We start from the raw sequence: 16,963 nt of genomic DNA, 5'->3' as shown, positions 1-16,963 counted from the left end.
GGGTGCCGCGCCCATCCGAAGAGAGGTGTCCTGTCGTGAGAAGACCAGCGGTAGCCGCCGCGGTCGGCGGCCTGCTGCTCACCGTTCTCGTCGCGGCGCCCGCCAGCGCCGCGCCCAACTCCGACACCCCGTACCCGGTCTTCAAGGGCGCCGCCGATCCGGTGCCCGACGAACGCACCGGGTACCACGTGCGCAACCAGCTTCAAGCCATCTTCGACGCCGACGTGGCGGCCGGGGCCGGATCCAGCAGCGACAACGACTTCTGGTTCGACCGCATGCTGGCGCGCACCGGAAACCAGCCCGGCGGGTCCAACGGGGACGCCAACCAGTACCTGTTCAGCCGTGGTCGCGCGGTCTTCATGAAGACGCACCAGCCGGGCACGCTCGGGTTCGGCGGCGAGGTCGCGTACATCGAGTCGATCGCCGGCGGCCAGGGGGCGTACACGATAACGGCGAAGGTGAACGGCGGGGACGTCACGCTCACCGAGGACGCCGCGCAGCGCAAGCAGACGCCCAGCTATTTCCGCGGGGTCTTCAATAACACCGGGGCCGGGCTGCGGGTCGTCGAGACGAAGTTCATCACCGATGGCAACGTGGCGGTGGCCAACCTCGAGGTGTCGAGCACCAACGGTTCGGCCAAGGACGTGGTGCTGACGGCGAAATCGGCGTTCGCGGGCACGGCCGAGGGAAACGAGCTGACCGGCGCGGTCAAGGCGTTCAACCAGCTCACCACGATCTTCCCGCGTTTCTCCGGCGATGGGTTCACGCCGGTCGCTGGCGCTCTACAAAGGACCGTCGCGGTGCCGGCCACCGGGTCGGCGCGTACGAAGCTGCAAATGGGTTTTGTCACCAAGGAGCAGCCGGTGTCGGCCACCGAGTACAGCCACTACCGCGGGCTGGACCCGGCCGAGGCGTACACCGAGCAGGTCACGGCGTACAACCGGTGGTGGGCGCAGAACGTGCCCTATTTGGACACTCCCGAGAACAACATCGACAAGACGCTGTTCTACCGCTGGTGGCTGATGCGGTACAACTTCCTCGACGCCGACCTGCCGGGCAACGACTACCAGTTCCCCACGTCGATGGAGGGCGTCCTCGGGTACAACAACTCGATCGTGCTGTCCGTCGGCATGTTCGTCGACGACCTCAAGTACTTCCGCGACCCGATCTACTCGTACGGGCCGTGGGTGTCCGCCGGCGAGGTCGCGAAGAGCTCGAAGTACGTGGACAACCCGGGTGACCCGGCCAACTGGTCGAACAGCTACACCGAGTACCTGTCCGAGGCGGCGTGGCGCTCCTACGAGCTGCACGGCGGGCCCAAGGCCATCGCGAACAACCTCGCCCAGTACGCCGAGAACGACGTCAAGGGGCTGCAACAGGCCTACGACACCAACGGCAACGGGCTCATCGAGTACAACTGGGGCGCGATGACCGGCAACGACGCCGACGCGGTGTCGTTCGACTGGAAGCCGGGCGGCAACATGGACCGCGCCGAGAACGCCTACCTGTACTCGAACGCGAAGGCGTCGGCCGCCGCGTACCGCACGATCGGCAACACGGCCAAGGCCGCCGAGATGGACGCGAAGGCCGAGCAGATCAAACAGGCGGTCCTGCAATACCTGTGGGAGCCGGCCCGGTCCACACCGGACGAGATGGGCCTGTACGGCAACCTCGTCAAGCACAACCTCGTCAACGGCAACGAAAAGGTGCCGTGGAAGGAAATCAACAACTATTACCCGTACGCGGTGGGTCTGATGCCCAAGCCGGGCGACGCCGACTACACCCAGCCGTACGTGGAAGCGTTGCGCCTGTTCGCCGACGACCAGCAGTACCCCATCTTCCCGTTCACCACGGCGAACCAGGCCGACAAGGCAGCCGCCGCGGCCGCGGGATCGCCGGGCAGCAACAACTTCTCGGTCATCAACTCGACCGTGACGTTTAGGATGCTGTCCTCGGTGCTGCGCAACTACCCGAACCAGTACATCGACGCGGAGTGGTACAAGAAGCTGCTGTACTGGAACGCCTGGGCGCAATACCAGGGCAACGGCGACAACCGGTACCCGGACCAGAACGAGTTCTGGGCGGACGGCTCGGCCGCGAACCAGACCATCGGCTACCGCTCGTGGATCCACCACACGATCCTGGGCGCCACCAACTTCACCGTCATCGAGGACGCCATGGGCCTGCGCCCGCGGTCGGACGCGAAGGTGGAGCTGGACCCGATCGACATCGGCTGGGACCACTTCACGGCCAACAACATCCGCTACCGCGACCGGGACCTGACCGTGGTCTGGGACGCCCCGGGCGGCACCAACTACTACGGCGGTCCCGAGGGCTACTCGGTCTACCTCGACGGGCAGCTCGCCTTCACCGCGGACAAACTCGGCAAGCTGGTCTACGACCCGGCGACCGGAACGGTCTCGGCCGGCGCGGGCGTGCAGGTGGTGGAAAGCCACCCGATCGCGGTGGACGCCCCGCAGGACGTGTCCTTCGCGGCGAATGACCGGATCGTCGACGTCATGGCCAAGGCCGGCGCCGACGTCGCACCGGCCAGCACCGGCTCGGTCGATGTGGTCCAAGGCAAGCCGGCCACCGCGTCGTTCTCGGCCGCCGGCCGCACCCCGGCCGGTGCGGTCAACGGCACCACCGTCAACGAGCCGTTCTGGGGCACCGCCGGCTCACCGAACGCGTCCGACTCGATCGACATCGACCTGCAGGGGTCGAAGGACGTCGACGACGTGCGCGTGTACTTCTACAAGACGACCACGTCCGCGACCGTCCCGGGTTACGCGCCACCGGCCCAGTTCACGGTCTCCTACGACGACGGCGGCGGCACGTGGAAGCCGGTGCCGGGGGAGACCCGCAACCCGGCGTACCCACGCGGCAACCTCAACCAGATCCGGTTCCCGTCGGTCAAGGCGTCGAAGCTGCGCGTCACCGTGCAGCACAGCCCCGGCTTCAAGACCGGCATCAAAGAGGTGCAGGCGTACGGCACGGGTGTCGCCGCACCCACGCCGGTGAACGCGCCGCCGCTGGCCGACGCGTGGGTGGACTCCTCCTACAACCAGGCCGGGTCGGCGCGGCTGATCGGGCTCGCGCAGGACGACGGCAACCCGGGCACCGCGCTGACCTCGTCCTGGACGGTCGTCAACGCGCCGGACGGCGGCGCGGTGGCGTTCGACCCGGCGAACTCGCCCAACACGGTGGCCCGGTTCACCAAGTCCGGCTCGTACACGCTGCGGCTGACGGTCGGCAACGGCACGGACACCGCGACCAAGGACGTCGTGGTGAACGGGACCGCGCTGACCGAGGGCGAAATCAACGTGGCCGGCACCGCGACGCCCACGGCGTCGTTCACGGCCGGCTGGAACGCCGTGGGCGCGGTCAACGACGGCAAGCCGCCGCTGTTCACCGGCGGCGCCCAGACGGACCTGTGGGGCACCTGGACCGGGAACGAGCCGGCCACCCGCTGGCTGCAGTACGACCTCCCGTCCGCGGTGCGCCTCGACCGGGCGTCCATCGACTTCTGGTCGGACAGCACCACCGGCGGCAGCGGCGTCGCCGTCCCGAAGTCGTGGAAGGTCCAGTACTGGGACGGCGCCGCGTGGCAGGACGTGACCGGAGCGTCGGGCTTCGACCCGGCGGTGCGGGGGCGGACGAACGAGGTGTCGTTCAACGCGGTCACCACGACGCGGCTGCGGGCCACGTTCAACGCGCTGCCGAACGCGGCCGGCACGGCGTACTCGGCAGTGGGTGTCTCGGAATGGCGGGTCTTCGCGGCCGCGGCAAATTCGATTCAAGGCGTCGATGCCCGTACGCCGGTGGGTGTCGTCCCGGCGCTCCCGGCCACGGTCGCGGTCACCTACGCCGACGGTGCCCAGCTGCCGATGCCGGTGGCGTGGGGCTCGATCGACCCGTCACAGGTGGCGGCGGTCGGTGACTTCACGGTCTCCGGATTCGTGGCCGGCACCACCCGGACCGCGACCGCCCACGTGTGGGTCCGCGGCTCCGACCCGGTGCAGATCAACACGATCGATCCGGTCTCGGTGTCGACGGCGGCCGGAGTCGCGCCGGTGCTGCCGGCCGGCGTGACCGTCGGATACAACGACGGCTCGCGGCAGAGCGGCATCGCGGTCACGTGGGATCCCATCGACCCTTCCCGGTACGCCTCGGACGGAACTTTCACGGTCGTCGGTGACGTGGCCGGCACCGACAAGACCGCGACGGCCACCGTCAAGGTGGGCACCGGCGAGGCCGCGTTCGACGTGACGGTCTCGGCGCGCGCGCAGTGCATCGGTGGCAACGCGTACGTGGCGGTGACCGCTCGCAACGACGACGACCAGTCGCTCAGCATCCAGCTGAGCACGGCGTACGGCTCGCGCACCTCGACGGTGGCGCCCGGGAACATGGCCTACCAGTCCTTCAACACCCGGGCGAAGTCGGTGGCGGCCGGCACCGCGGCGGTGAAGGTGACCGGCGGCCAGGTGACCACCGAGATCCCGGTGCCGTACGGCGCCGTGAGCTGCTCCTGACAGTGGTGGCGGCGTCCCGCGCGGGGGCGCCGCCACCCGCTTCCTCCCCCTGCAAGGAGACACGTTGAAAATGCTCCGGAGGGCGGCCGCCGCCGGGCTGGTCGCGGCCGCCCTGCTGGTCGTGCCCGCCACCGCCGCGCACGCCGCGGACTCGTACACGTTCACGCACGCGGGTAACCCGATCCTCGCCGACGGCAGCTACTACTCGGCCGACCCGGCGCCGCTGGTCGTCGGGGACGACCTCTACATCTACACCGGTCACGACCAGGCCGGGCCCACGACCAACGACTTCCAGATGAACGAGTGGGGCGCGTTCCGCACGTCGGACGTCCCTTCTGGACAGTGGACACATTATCCTTCGCTGATGCGCCCGGAGACCGTCTTCTCGTGGGCGACACCCGGCCGCGCCTATGCCGGCCAGGTCATCCAGGGCTTCGACAACCGCTACTACTGGTACGTGCCGGTGAGTGAACGGTCGTCGACGGCCGCCGACAAGTTCGCGATCGGTCTCGCGGTCTCGGACACGCCGACCGGCCCGTGGACCGACTACGTGGGCGGGCCGCTCATCTCGCAGCGGGTGCCGACCGCCAACACGATCCAGAACATCGACCCGACGATCCTCATCGACAACGGCCGCGTCTGGGTCTATTGGGGCACGTTCGGCCAGGTGCGGGTCCTCGAATACCAGCAGGACCTCAAGACCCCGATCGGCACGCAGCGCGCGGTCACCGGGCTGACCGGCTTCTTCGAGGCGCCGTGGGCCTTCAAGCGCGGTGCGACGTATTACCTGGCATACGCCGGGAACAACGCGGGCCCGACGTCGCCGTGCACGCCGGCGAATTACCACGCCTGCATCGCGTACGCCACGGCATCGTCCCCGGAGGGCCCGTGGACCTACCGCGGGACCGTGCTCACTCCGGTGTCCTCGACGACCAGTCACCCGGGCATCATCGAGTTCCGCGGCCAGTGGTACATCACCTATCACACGGCAGACGCGGCCGGCGGCGGCCACTTCCGCCGCTCGGTAGCGATCGACAAGGTCGACTGGGACGACACGCAGAACCCGCCCCGGATGAAGACGGTCGTGCAGACCCCGGTCAAGGAACGCGACCGCACGCCACGCGCGAACATCGCCCAGGAGGCCAAGGTCACCGTCTCCAACGAGCCGGTGCCAACCCAGTACTGGGTGAAGGCGCTCAACGACGAGATCGTGCGCGCCAACCCGCTGCCACCTGACATGTGGGGTACCTGGACCGGCAACAACCCGCCGCAGCAGTCGGTGCAGTACACGTGGGACCAGCCGATGCGGATCTCCGGGTCGCAGATCGACTTCTGGAACGACCAGCCGCAGGGCAGCGGCATCGGCGTCGCGGCCCCGGCCCGGTGGCGCATCCAGTACTGGAACCTCGCGACCGGGCAGTGGGCCGACGTGCCGAACCCCAGCGGCTACCCGACCGCCACCCAGGGTTTCCAGAACACGAGTTTCGACCCGGTCACCACCACCCAGGTCCGGGCGGTGTTCGACGCGTCCACGAACGGCAGCACGTACTCGGCCGTCGCGGTCGAGGAGTGGAAGGTGCTCGCCGACCAGCCCCGGTCGGTCACCGTGCCGCCGATGACCGTCGAGGTGGGCGAGACCGAGCTGCCCGCCACCGTGCCGCTCACCTTCGGTACCGAGACGTTGCAGGTGCCGGTCTACTGGGACAAGGTGACGCCGGCCGACGTCGCCGCGCCCGGTCGCGTCATGGTGCGCGGCAGCGTGCTGGGCTACGCCGCCCGGCAGGTCATCGGCGACGTCACGGTCATCTCGCCCGGTGACACCGAGGGCGACACGACGGCACCGTCGCTGACGCTCAGCCCGAGCGGCAGCGCCGGCTCGGACGGCTGGTTCCGGTCCGGGGTCAAGGTCCGCGTCGCGGCGGCCGACGATCGCGGTGGCCGGATGACCATCGAGTCGAAGGTCGACGACGGCCAGCCGGTGAGCGCGTCTCCGGTGCGTTATGCGGACGTGACCGTCGGCGGAGACGGCCGGCACACGGTGACCGCCGCCGCGACCGACCGGGCCGGCAACCGGTCCGGGGCGTCGAGCCTCGCCGTGAAGATCGACTCGACCGCACCGGTGAGCGCCGCCACGGTCGCCGACCGCAAGGTCAGCATCAGCGCGACCGACGCGACCAGTGGCATATCACATGTCGAATATGCCATCGATACCGGATCATGGGCCGCCTACACCGGGCCCGTCGCGGCACCCGACGCGAGCAAGCACACCGTCTCGTTCCGGGCGCTGGACAACGCCGGCAACCTGGAGACCGCCAAGTCGGTCACCGTTCCGGCGGACCTGTCCGGGCCGCTGAACGGCAACGTCGGGCCGATCGGCACGCCGACCGCGTCGTACACGGCGGGCTGGAACAGCGTCACCGCCCTCAACGACGACGCCGACCCGGCGAACCCGGCCCAGGCCCAGATCTGGGGCACCTGGTCCGGCGACCGCCCGGCCACCCAGTGGATCCAGTACGACTGGGCGCGGCCGATCCGGTTCACCGGCACCGAGCTGAAGTTCTGGCGCGACTCCAACCCCGGCACCGGCGACGGCGTCGCGGAACCGGACGGCTGGAAACTCCAGTACTGGGACGGATCGGCGTGGCGCGATGTGACCGGTGCCATGTCATATGGCACCAGCTCGACCGCGTTCAACCACGTCGACTTCGACCCGGTGACCACCAACCGGCTCCGGGCGACCTTCAACGCCAACAGCAACGGCGCGACCTCCTCGGCCGTCGCCGTTACCGAGTGGCGAGTGTTCGCCGCCGAGCCGGGCGAGCCCGCCGTCAACGTCACCGTGACGGCGCAGCCACGGTGCATCGGCGGAAAGGCTTACGTCGCCGTGCAGGCGCACAACGGCGAGAGCTCGGCGCTGGGAATCGCGCTCGAAACGGCGTACGGGAGCAAGGAATTTGACTCTGTCGCGCCGGGCAGCAACGCCTACCAGTCGTTCCCGGTGCGCGCCGCGGCAGTCCCGGCCGGCACCGCCACCGTCCGCGTCGCGGACACCACCCTGACCGCCTCCTACGACTCCCTCACCTGTTCCTAAGGAGATTGCATGAACGTCCGTCAACGCCTGTACCCGGCCGTCGCGGTGGCTGCCGTCCTCGCGGGGATGGCCGCCGTCCCGGCCGCCGCGCAGGCCGACCCCGGCGACTCGGCCGACGTCGACGTCAACGTCGACATCACCCCGATCAAGGTGCCGGGCGTGCTCGCGCTCACCGTCGCCGGGAACGCGGTCAGCCTGCAGGAGAACGGATCCGACCTGCTGGTCCGTCAGTTCACCGGCACGCTGCCCACGGTGACCGTCACCGACACCCGCACCGCCGACGAGATCCCGGCCGGTTCGAGCTGGGCGGTGCTGGGCACCTCCAGCGACTTCACCGGCGGCGCCGGGACCATCACCGCCGACCATCTGGGCTGGAAGCCGCGCCTGCTCGACGGCGGCGAGAGCGGCCAGGTCACCGAGGGCGAGGAGGTCGTCACGGTGCTCGACGATGAGACCCAGCCCGGCAACAACGTCGGCCTCACCGACCAGGAACTGCTGGTGTCCACATACGACTCGGCGGCCGTCACCGGCGACTCGTACTCGGTGAACGCCGACCTGTTCCTGCGCACCCCGGCGGACGTGGCCGCGGGTTCGTACCACGCCACGCTCACCACTTCCCTGTTCGAGTAGCAAACCCCGGCGGGGGCCGCTTGCCGGCGGCCCCCGCCCGCTCGTCGTGAGGACTCCCCATGCGCATCCTGGCCGTGCTCGCCGCCGTCGCCGTCACCGTCCCGATCGCGCCCGCGGTGGCCCGGGCCGAACCCGCGTCCCTCACCTGGACCGTGCAGCCGGCCACCGCGGCCGGGCCGGACGGCCGGCGCTGGATCGAGAAGACCCTCGACCCCGGCCAGGCCACGACCGAATACCTGGCGGTGCGCAACTTCAGCGACAGCGGCGCGGTGTTCGCGCTCAAGGCCGCGGACGGCTACCTGACCGACAAGGGTCGCTTCAACATGCTGCCGTCCGACCGGAAGTCCGTCGACGGCGGCACCTGGATCGCGGTCCAGCCCACGGTGAGCGTGCCGGCCAAAGGGACGAAGGTGGTCCCGCTCCGCATCACCGTGCCGCGGGCGGCCACCCCGGGCGACCATCCGGCGGGCATCGCGGCTTCGGTGCTGAGCGCCTCCGGGACCGTGCGGGTGGAAAGCCGCGTCGGGTTCCGGGTGCTGCTGCGCGCCGCCGGGACGGTGCGGCCCGCGCTCACCGCCACCCACCTCACCGCGCGCTACTCGGCGTCCTGGAATCCGTTCCGGTCCGGAACGGTCCGGCTTTCCTACGACACCACCAATTCCGGCAACGTACGCGTCGACGCGCGGGGCAGCGTGGCGGTGTCCTCGTTGTTCGGGGCGCAGACCCGGGCCCGTGCCGTCAACGGGGGAGAGCTGATGCCCGGCGCCGCCCGCCCCGAATCGGCCACCGTCGGCGGGGTCTGGCCGCTGGGCCGCCTGGCCACGAAGGTCGAGCTGACCCCGGCCGGCGGCACCCCGACGACGGTCACGACGGCGGCGTGGGCGCTGCCGTGGCCCCACCTGATCCTGCTCGCGGCAGTCGTCGCGCTGCTGCTGGCGTGGCGCCGCGCCGCCCGCCGCCGGCGCCGCACCCTGAACCGCATGCTGGACGAGGCCCGTCAGCAAGGCCGCCGCGAAGCAACCGCGTGAACGCGCCCGAAACGCTGATCGATCCCGGCGGGTGGGACGCCGCGCCACGCCCTTTACGCTCGGTGATGGCCGCGTTTGTGCTGCTCGCGCCGTGTGCGGCCATCGACGATGCTCGCCGGGATGGCGCTCATCACGGAGATCGCCGCGGCCTTTCGTGGCAGCCTGCGCAGATCGGTCTACTCGGCCGGTCTACTCGGTCTTCGAAGGGCAAGCACGATGCGTGAGGTTGTCGAGCTCCGGAATGTCACGTTCCGCCGCGACAACAAGGAGATCCTGCACGACGTGAGCTTCACCGTACGCCAGGGCGAGCACTGGGCCATGCTCGGCTCGAACGGCGCGGGCAAGAGCACGGTGCTGGGCTTCTGCGGTGCGGTGACGCATCCGACGACCGGGACCGTGCAGGTGCTCGGCAACCGGCTCGGCCGGGTCGACATCCAGACGCTGCGCCGCTCGATCGGCCACGTGAACCCCCGTCACCCGCTGCGATCGCCGCTCACCGTCCGTGAGGTCGTGCTCAGTGGCCTCGCCGGGTCGGTCGACCTGCCGCCGCGCTGGCAGGCGACGGGCGACGAGACCGTCCGCGCCGACCGGCTGATCGACATGCTGGGCCTGGCGGACAAGGCGGCGCTGCGCTGGCCGACCCTGTCGCAGGGGGAACGGGGCCGGGCGCTGATCGCCCGCGCGCTGATCGTCGAACCGCGCCTGCTGCTGCTGGACGAGCCGTCGACCGGCCTGGACGTGGCCGCCCGCGAGCAGCTGCTCGAGACCGTCGACCTGCTCGAGCAGACGCACCCCGAGCTCGCGTCCATCGTGGTCACTCACCACCTGGAGGAGTTGCCGACGACGACCAGCCACGCGCTGCTGCTCAAGCAGGGCCGGGTGGTCGCCGCCGGAACTGCCCTGGACGTCCTGACCACCGAGAACGTCTCCGAGGCGTTCGACCACCCGATCAACGTCGACCACCAGGACGGCCGCTGGTCAGCCCGAGCCGCCCGCCTCTCCCGCACCGCCTGACCACCCCTCCCACCATGTGGCAGCGTGGTCCGCATTCCGTAGCTGTTCAGCTGGTTCCGTCGGCCGGGAGTCCCGTGCGAGGCGACGCCGCCAGGCCCGGGCAGGTCCCAGCTCCCCCCAATGGGCGCCCCCCACGCGGGTGTGGGCAGTCGCGACGCCGGGGAGGCTGTGGCTGCCCACACCGCGGCCACCCTCACCCACGTGTGGGGAATCGCGACGCCGGGAAGGCCGTGGCTCCCCACACCGCGGCCACCCTCACCCACGTGTGGGGAATCGCAACGCTGGGAAGGCCGTGGCCCCCCACGCCGCGGCCACCCTCACCCACGTGTGGGGAATCGCGACGCCGGGGAGGCTGCGGTTCCCCACACCGCGGCGACCCACAGCGGGTGTGGGCACCCGCCACGGCCGGAACGTCCCAGCTCCCCACGGCGACGGCCCTCAGGTCAGCCACGCAAGGCCAACGCATCGGAGGGTGAGCGGCGCGAGAACCAGCTGAACAGTTCCGCATTCCGGGACGGACGACCACATCGTGGCGCCGATTCCGTGATGTGGGATGGCGGTCCACTGTAGACAAATATTTCTCCCATAATGCGCCTTTTATCCGCGACGATTTCCCGGTAGAACGCGGACCTTGGAGAGTTATGGCTCGTATGTGGGCGCAACTCTCCAAGGTTGCAAAAATATCCGGGAATTGGTCCGTCGAGTTCACGCCGCAGGATCGTGGGCGCGGTCGCGCCCCTGGTCATCCGGCTTCCATCGCTCCCGCGCCCACCCGGACCTGATAGGCGTCGGGTTCAGTACCCGAAATTTCGGATTTGCGGGGAATTTTACGGATCGTGGACCGCGGTGAGGGGCATCGCGGTGAGGGGCATCGCGGTGAGGGGCACCGCGGTGAGGGGCACCGCGGTGAGGGGCAACGCAGCGAGGGGCATCGCGGCGGGGGAGAGCGAGCGACTACGGAACTCACCCCGAAGTCAGGCCGGGCCCATCGTTCGCGTGGGTGTTGCCTGTTGATAACTGGGAAAAAGCTGTGAGTTTCTGGAACGTCGGCAAGGTGGGCCATTGGCCGCCGCCCGGTGTGCCGTGCGCACCCCGGAGAGTCCTCGTTGCGGAAAGCCCTGATCCTCGCCTGCCTCCTGATCGCCGCGGTGGTCCTGACGCCGGGAGCCGCGCAGGCGCACCCCTTCGGTGACCCGCAGACGGTCGCGGTCGCGCTGGACGGCAGCGATCCGTCCGTTGTGCACGTTCGCTGGAAGGTCGGCGGCCTCGACGATCTGACCCTGCTGGGCGTCGCGCTCGGGGTGCTGCCGCCGGACCGGGTGCTGCTCGACGGCGCCACCGTCTTCCAGCCGTCGGACGCCGCCACGATCGGGCCGTCCGCGCAGTTCGCCGGCTACCTCACCAAGCAGATCACCGTCGCCGACCGGGAACAACCCTGCCCGGCGGCCGTCCAGCGGCCCGGCGACCTCGTCAAGAACGGCGTGACCATCGACTACCGCTGTGACGGCCCGATCGGCACCGCCACCATCGCCGTGCGGACACTGACCGACCTCAACCCGGCCTACAAGACGCTGGCGTCCGGACCGGACGGTGAACACGCGGTCTACGGCCAGGGCAACGAGTCGCACGAGTGGGTGTTGAGCGGTGCTGACGGCGTACGGGCAACGCAAACGCACCCGGCTCGCAACGCGGCACTGCAGATCGCCATCGTCCTCGCCGGCGTCATCGTCGTCGCCGGCGCGGTAGCCGTCCTAACGAGACGCCGAAAGAGGAAACACCTTGCGTAAGAGATACGGGGGCGTGCTGCTGGCCGCCCTCCTGGCGGTGAGCCCGATCGTGATCGGCCCGGGCTCGGCACTCGCGGCGGGCAACGCGGCCGAGAGCGCGCCCAGCCTGAACGTGACCGACGGGCAGACCCTCGCCGGCACCACGAAAATCAACGTCGAGCCCACCACCGAGGAAGACTCGGTCACCGCGCTCACGGTCGATGGCGAGCCGGTCAAGGCCGAGAAGAACGCCGGCACCGCCCACTTCAGTTTTGACATGGGCGGCAACGGCACCGAAGAGCGCTACAAGAACTACATCACGGTCAACGACCACACCGAGCGCGTCTTCTTCCCGACCATCCCGGGCGGGAACCGCGGCACGCTCGACTTTCCCGGCTCCTGGCTGCACGAGGGCGTCAACACGCTGACCGTGAGCGCCGGCGCCGCCTGGGTGGACACCACGAGCACGACCGCCGCCGGCGTGGAGACTTTGCCGTTCGGCGAGGGCCTGCGTTGCCCGAACTACGACGACTTCCCGCTGAGCAGCCTCGGCCTCGGCCTGGTCGGCGTGGTCGCGGACGCCGAGCAGAACGCGTTCAGCTACAGCTTCGGCGACGGCACCTGCGGCAGCGCGCAGCACCTGCTCACCCAGGCGCTGACGTTCGTCATCTCGGGCACGCCGGGCGGCACCTCGGGCCTGAGCGCCGACCTGGACACCACCAAGCTGTCCAACGGGTCGCACACGATCCAGGCGGTCACCGAGTCGGGCGCTAAGGCCACCGTCTCGGTTGAGGTCAACAACGACCCGGCCGGTGCTCCGACGGTGACGCCGGCGGACGGTGCGCTGGTGCGCGGCGAGCAGCGGGTGATCGCGGCGGGCACGCAGAACAAAACGGACAAACTGGAAATTGATGGGAAGGCCGCCGAGAACGCGGAGAGTCTCGCCGCGGGCACGGCCACCCTGGGCCTGACCGTCGAGGCGGGCAACTCGGTCGAGGCGCGCTACCACAACTACCTGCTGGTCAACGGCAACCGGGTGGACCTGGGCGGCGACTACGGGGTGAGCGGCGCGGAGCCGGTGAAGATCGCGTTCCCGACCCGTTACCTCAGGCTCGGCGACAACGTCGTGCAGCTCAAGACCGGTGACTACAACGGGACCGCCAACGGCGCGACCTGTGCCAACCACGACGACTTCAAGGTGACAAGGACGTCGGTCGATCTCGCGCTGGGTATCGACGGCACCGTCACGCCGGGTGACACGTTCATCGTCACGAGCGCCGGGAAGACGGCCACGACGGACGCCTCGCTCGCGCTGGGCGACGGCACCTGCGGCACCAACAAGGACGCCGAGTTCCATTTCGGCATCGACGGGGCGGCGACGACGCGCACGATAGAAACCCTGGCCGGCACCGGCGACGCTCACCTGAAGTTCTTCGTCGGCGGCAACGGCGCGGACAACGGCTTCGACAACAAGGTCGTCATCAACGGCATCCCGGTCGACATGGGCATCTGGGAGAAGGAGGTCGCCGACCTCTCGTTCCCGAACGAATACCTGGTCCCGGGCACCAACGTCATCGACTTCGTCGCGGGCAGTGACCACGGCAGCGCCAAGCCCGGCGGGTGCGACAACTACGACGACTTCACCATGCGTGACTTCGAGCTCGACCCGGTTGGCGGCAAGGCCACCCAGCTGACCCACGAGGTCGCCGGGACCAACGTCGTCATCGGCTCGTCGACGTACCCGACGGGGTCGCCGGTCACCGTCTACATCGGCGACGGCACCTGCGGCAGCAGCCACAACGGCGAGCTGGAGAAGACGATCCTCTTCGATGTGCCCGACCTCCCCGGCGTGGGCGCGCGGGCGGACGTCGACACCACGAAGCTCTCCGACGGCCGGCACCTCATCACGGCCGCGTCCGGCGACAAGACGGCCACCCGGCACATCACGGTCGACAACAGCGCCCCCGAGGTCGAGGACAGCGTTCCGGCCGAGGGTCAGCGCCTCACCAGTACGGTCGCCGTCAACATCAAGATCAAGGACGCGACAGGCGTTTCCGGTACGCCGGTGATCACGCTCGACGGGAAGGCGGTCAAGCAGGGCGACGAGATCGGGCACGGTCTCGCGGCCGGCGCGCACACGATCGCCGTCACCGCCGCGGACACGCTCGGCAACACGGCGACCCGGGAGATCCACTTCAGCAGCGCCAGCATCCCGGACGTGCCGACGGGGTTGGCCGCGGCGGTCGACGGCACCACCGCGACGCTGTCCGCGACGATCCCGGGGGCGGACGACACCCCGCTCACGGCGACGTTCACCAAGGCCGGCGTGGTGCTGCCGAGCACCGGCTATCAAGGGGTCTCCTCGGACGTCCCGACCTCGCTGGACGTGGCGCACGACGCGACGGTCGATGTGGCTTCGTTGCACCCGCTCGACGGCAAGTCCATCGACACCCCGTCCGGCCGTGATGTGGTGTTCCAGCGCTACGACCTCGCCGTGGCCGATTCAAACAAAACGCCTACGCTGCGCTGGGAGGGCACCATCGACCCGGCCCGCCTCGTTTCGCTGCGGGTGTGGGACGGCGCCAAGTGGGTCGTGCTGACCAGCGCTCGCGGGCAGGACGCGAAGAACACCGTGCTCACCGCGCCGCTGGAGAAGACCTACCGCGACGGCGGCAAGGTGCACGTTCTGGTCACCGGCGAGGACCCGTTCGCCGACGACCTCTCACCGCACGACGCGACCGCGCAGAACGACAAGGACCACTTCGAGGACCCGGGCACGTACGACTTCGCCCTCACCCACTTCACCGACACGCAGTATCTGTCGGAGGGTGCGGCCGGCGGCACCTACGACGACTGGGACGGCAAGACCGAGGCGTCCGATGTGGAGACGGCGGACGAGCAGGCGGTCTGGCAGGCGGCGTACCGCAACGAGACACAGTGGATCGCGGACAACGCCAAGTCGAAGAAAATCGCCTACACCGCGCACACCGGCGACGTCATCGAGAACGACTATTTCGACCCCGATGCCAAGAACGCCAACGGTACGCTCGTACGCCCGGGCCTGAACGAAGAGGTGAACAAGGAGCTCGCCGTCTCCTCGGGCTACCAGAAGATCCTCGACGACAACGGCGTGGTGAACCAGGTCATCGCCGGTAACCACGACGACCAGCTCGGCGCCGAGACCGGACCGGACTCGCGGTTCAGCAAGACGTTCAGCGCCGACCGCTATTACCAGGTCGCCAAGTCCTGGCCGGCGGGCGACTCGTACCACGCGTGGGACGAGAAGCCGGGCGCCCCGGGCAAGGACAACCAGAACAACTACGTCCTGTTCTCGGCCGGTGGGCTCGATTTCGTGGCGGTCGGCCTCTCCTACGGCGTCACCCGCGACGAGGCCGACTGGGCCGACGCCATCTTCAAGAAGTACAAGGATCGCAACGGGATCCTGCTCTCGCACGACTACCTCAAGCCGTCGCCGAATCCGGACGGGCGCGGCGCCGCCTTCTCCGAGCCGGACGGGTCCGCGCTCTACAAGCAGGTGGTCGAGGGCAACCCGAACGTCTTCCTCGTCCTCGCCGGGCACGAGCACGGCGTCGGCACCAACCTGAAGACGAACATCGGCCCGACCGTGGCGCACGACGTGGTCGAGCTGCTGGCGGACTACCAGTTCTACACGGTGCCCGCGAGCCAGCTCTGGCCCGGCAAGGCGGACGCGAACGGGAACATCGACGTCAACGGGGACGGCACGCCGGACCACAAGGCCACCGATCGTCTCCAGTTCGGGGCCAGCTTCCTGCGCCTGCTGCAGTTCGACGTCAAGCGCTCCGAGATGCACATCGACACGTACTCGCCGTTCCTCAACAACTTCGGGGCGACCGAGTACGACATCCGCCAGGACGGCAGCCAGAACGCGCCGCGCTACAACGGATCCGAGGACAACCTCACCCTTCCGGTGGACCTCACCACGCGCAAGACGTCCTTCACCACGGATTCCCTTGCCGCGTACGTTCCGTCCGACGCCCTCGGAAGCACCACGGTGACACCCGGCGGCACCGCCACCGTCGCGTGGACCGGGCTGCAGCCCGGCACCTCGTACGCCTGGATCGTGTCGGCCGGCACGGCGGACGGCGGCTTCTCGGTCGCGCAACCGGCCGTGTTCCGCACGGTCCGCGCGACGCCTTCGCTGACCGTCGCCTCGGCGCCGGTGAAATGGGGGACCGCGGCCACGGTCACCGCCCGGGTCAACGCGGGCGGCGTCCCGGTGACCGGCACGGTCACGCTCACCGAGGGCTCCACGGTGCGCGGCTCGGTGACCCCGGCCGCGGACGGCACCGCCACCTTTACGTTGCCGGCCGGTCTCGCGGGTGGCGCGCACGCGATGTCGGTCGCCTACTCGGGCAGCGAGCAGCTCGAGCCGGCGCAGGCCCCGGTCACCGTGACGGTGAACCTGCCGGCCGCGTGGTCGGCCGCGGCCGTCTACAACACCGGCGACCGGGTCAGCTACCAGGGCAAGGTGTTCCAGGCGTCGTACTACGCCCACAACCAGAAGCCGGGCGACCCGAACGGCCCGTGGCAGGAATTCGCCATGGCCGAGAACGGCGACACGCTCTGGACGCCATCGCGGATTTTCAACGCGGGGGACAAGGTCGTGTACGACGGGCGCGTGTTCAAGGCCCGGTGGTACACCCGGAACCAGAAGCCGGGCGACCCGAACGGGCCGTGGGAGGAGATCGCGCCGACGCCGCCGGACGGCAGCCCCGCGGCGTGGACGCCGACCACGGTCTACAACGCCGGGGATCGGGTGACGTACCAGAGTCACGTCTACGAGGCCAAGTGGTACACGCGGAACCAGAAGCCGGGTGACCCGAACGGTCCGTGGCAGAAGGTCAGCTAAGAAGTGTGGAG

Annotated in this window: 7 protein-coding genes; all 7 read left to right on the top strand. The window is 69.5% G+C overall.

All coding sequences use genetic code 11. The features are described from left to right. Window positions 1–35 precede the first annotated feature (35 nt). A complete protein-coding gene (locus HH310_RS45335) occupies window positions 36–4,532 on the top strand; it encodes an Ig-like domain-containing protein (RefSeq protein WP_312034066.1) in 4,497 nt (1,498 codons plus the stop codon). A 70-nt stretch (window positions 4,533–4,602) separates the two neighbouring features. Next, window positions 4,603–7,623 carry an OmpL47-type beta-barrel domain-containing protein gene (locus HH310_RS14335; RefSeq protein WP_169176008.1) on the top strand — a complete coding sequence of 1,007 codons (3,021 nt, stop codon included), beginning with the start codon at window positions 4,603–4,605 and terminating at the stop codon, window positions 7,621–7,623. A gap of 9 nt (window positions 7,624–7,632) precedes the next feature. Beyond that, window positions 7,633–8,253: a hypothetical protein gene (locus HH310_RS14330; RefSeq protein ID WP_169176007.1), complete on the top strand. Its 621-nt coding sequence runs from the start codon at window positions 7,633–7,635 to the stop codon at window positions 8,251–8,253. Between the two features lie 59 nt (window positions 8,254–8,312). After that, window positions 8,313–9,281, top strand: coding sequence for a hypothetical protein (locus HH310_RS14325; RefSeq protein ID WP_169176006.1), 969 nt, complete (start codon window positions 8,313–8,315; stop codon window positions 9,279–9,281). 120 nt (window positions 9,282–9,401) lie between these two features. Then, window positions 9,402–10,295, top strand: a complete 894-nt coding sequence (locus HH310_RS14320) for an ABC transporter ATP-binding protein (protein ID WP_248293996.1) — start codon at window positions 9,402–9,404, stop codon at window positions 10,293–10,295. A gap of 1,106 nt (window positions 10,296–11,401) precedes the next feature. Continuing rightward, a complete protein-coding gene (locus HH310_RS14315) occupies window positions 11,402–12,082 on the top strand; it encodes a hypothetical protein (RefSeq protein WP_169176005.1) in 681 nt (226 codons plus the stop codon). Then, window positions 12,075–16,952 (top strand): carbohydrate-binding protein, encoded by a 4,878-nt coding sequence (locus HH310_RS14310; protein ID WP_169176004.1) that lies wholly within the window; start codon window positions 12,075–12,077, stop codon window positions 16,950–16,952. The genes HH310_RS14315 and HH310_RS14310 overlap by 8 nt, the downstream gene beginning before the upstream one ends. The last annotated feature ends 11 nt before the right edge of the window (window positions 16,953–16,963 follow it).

This window comes from Actinoplanes sp. TBRC 11911 (genome assembly GCF_012933445.1).
Taxonomy (GTDB): domain Bacteria; phylum Actinomycetota; class Actinomycetes; order Mycobacteriales; family Micromonosporaceae; genus Actinoplanes.
The sequence above is the reverse complement of the archived record's forward strand: the minus strand, read 5'-3'. Positions and strand labels throughout refer to the sequence as shown.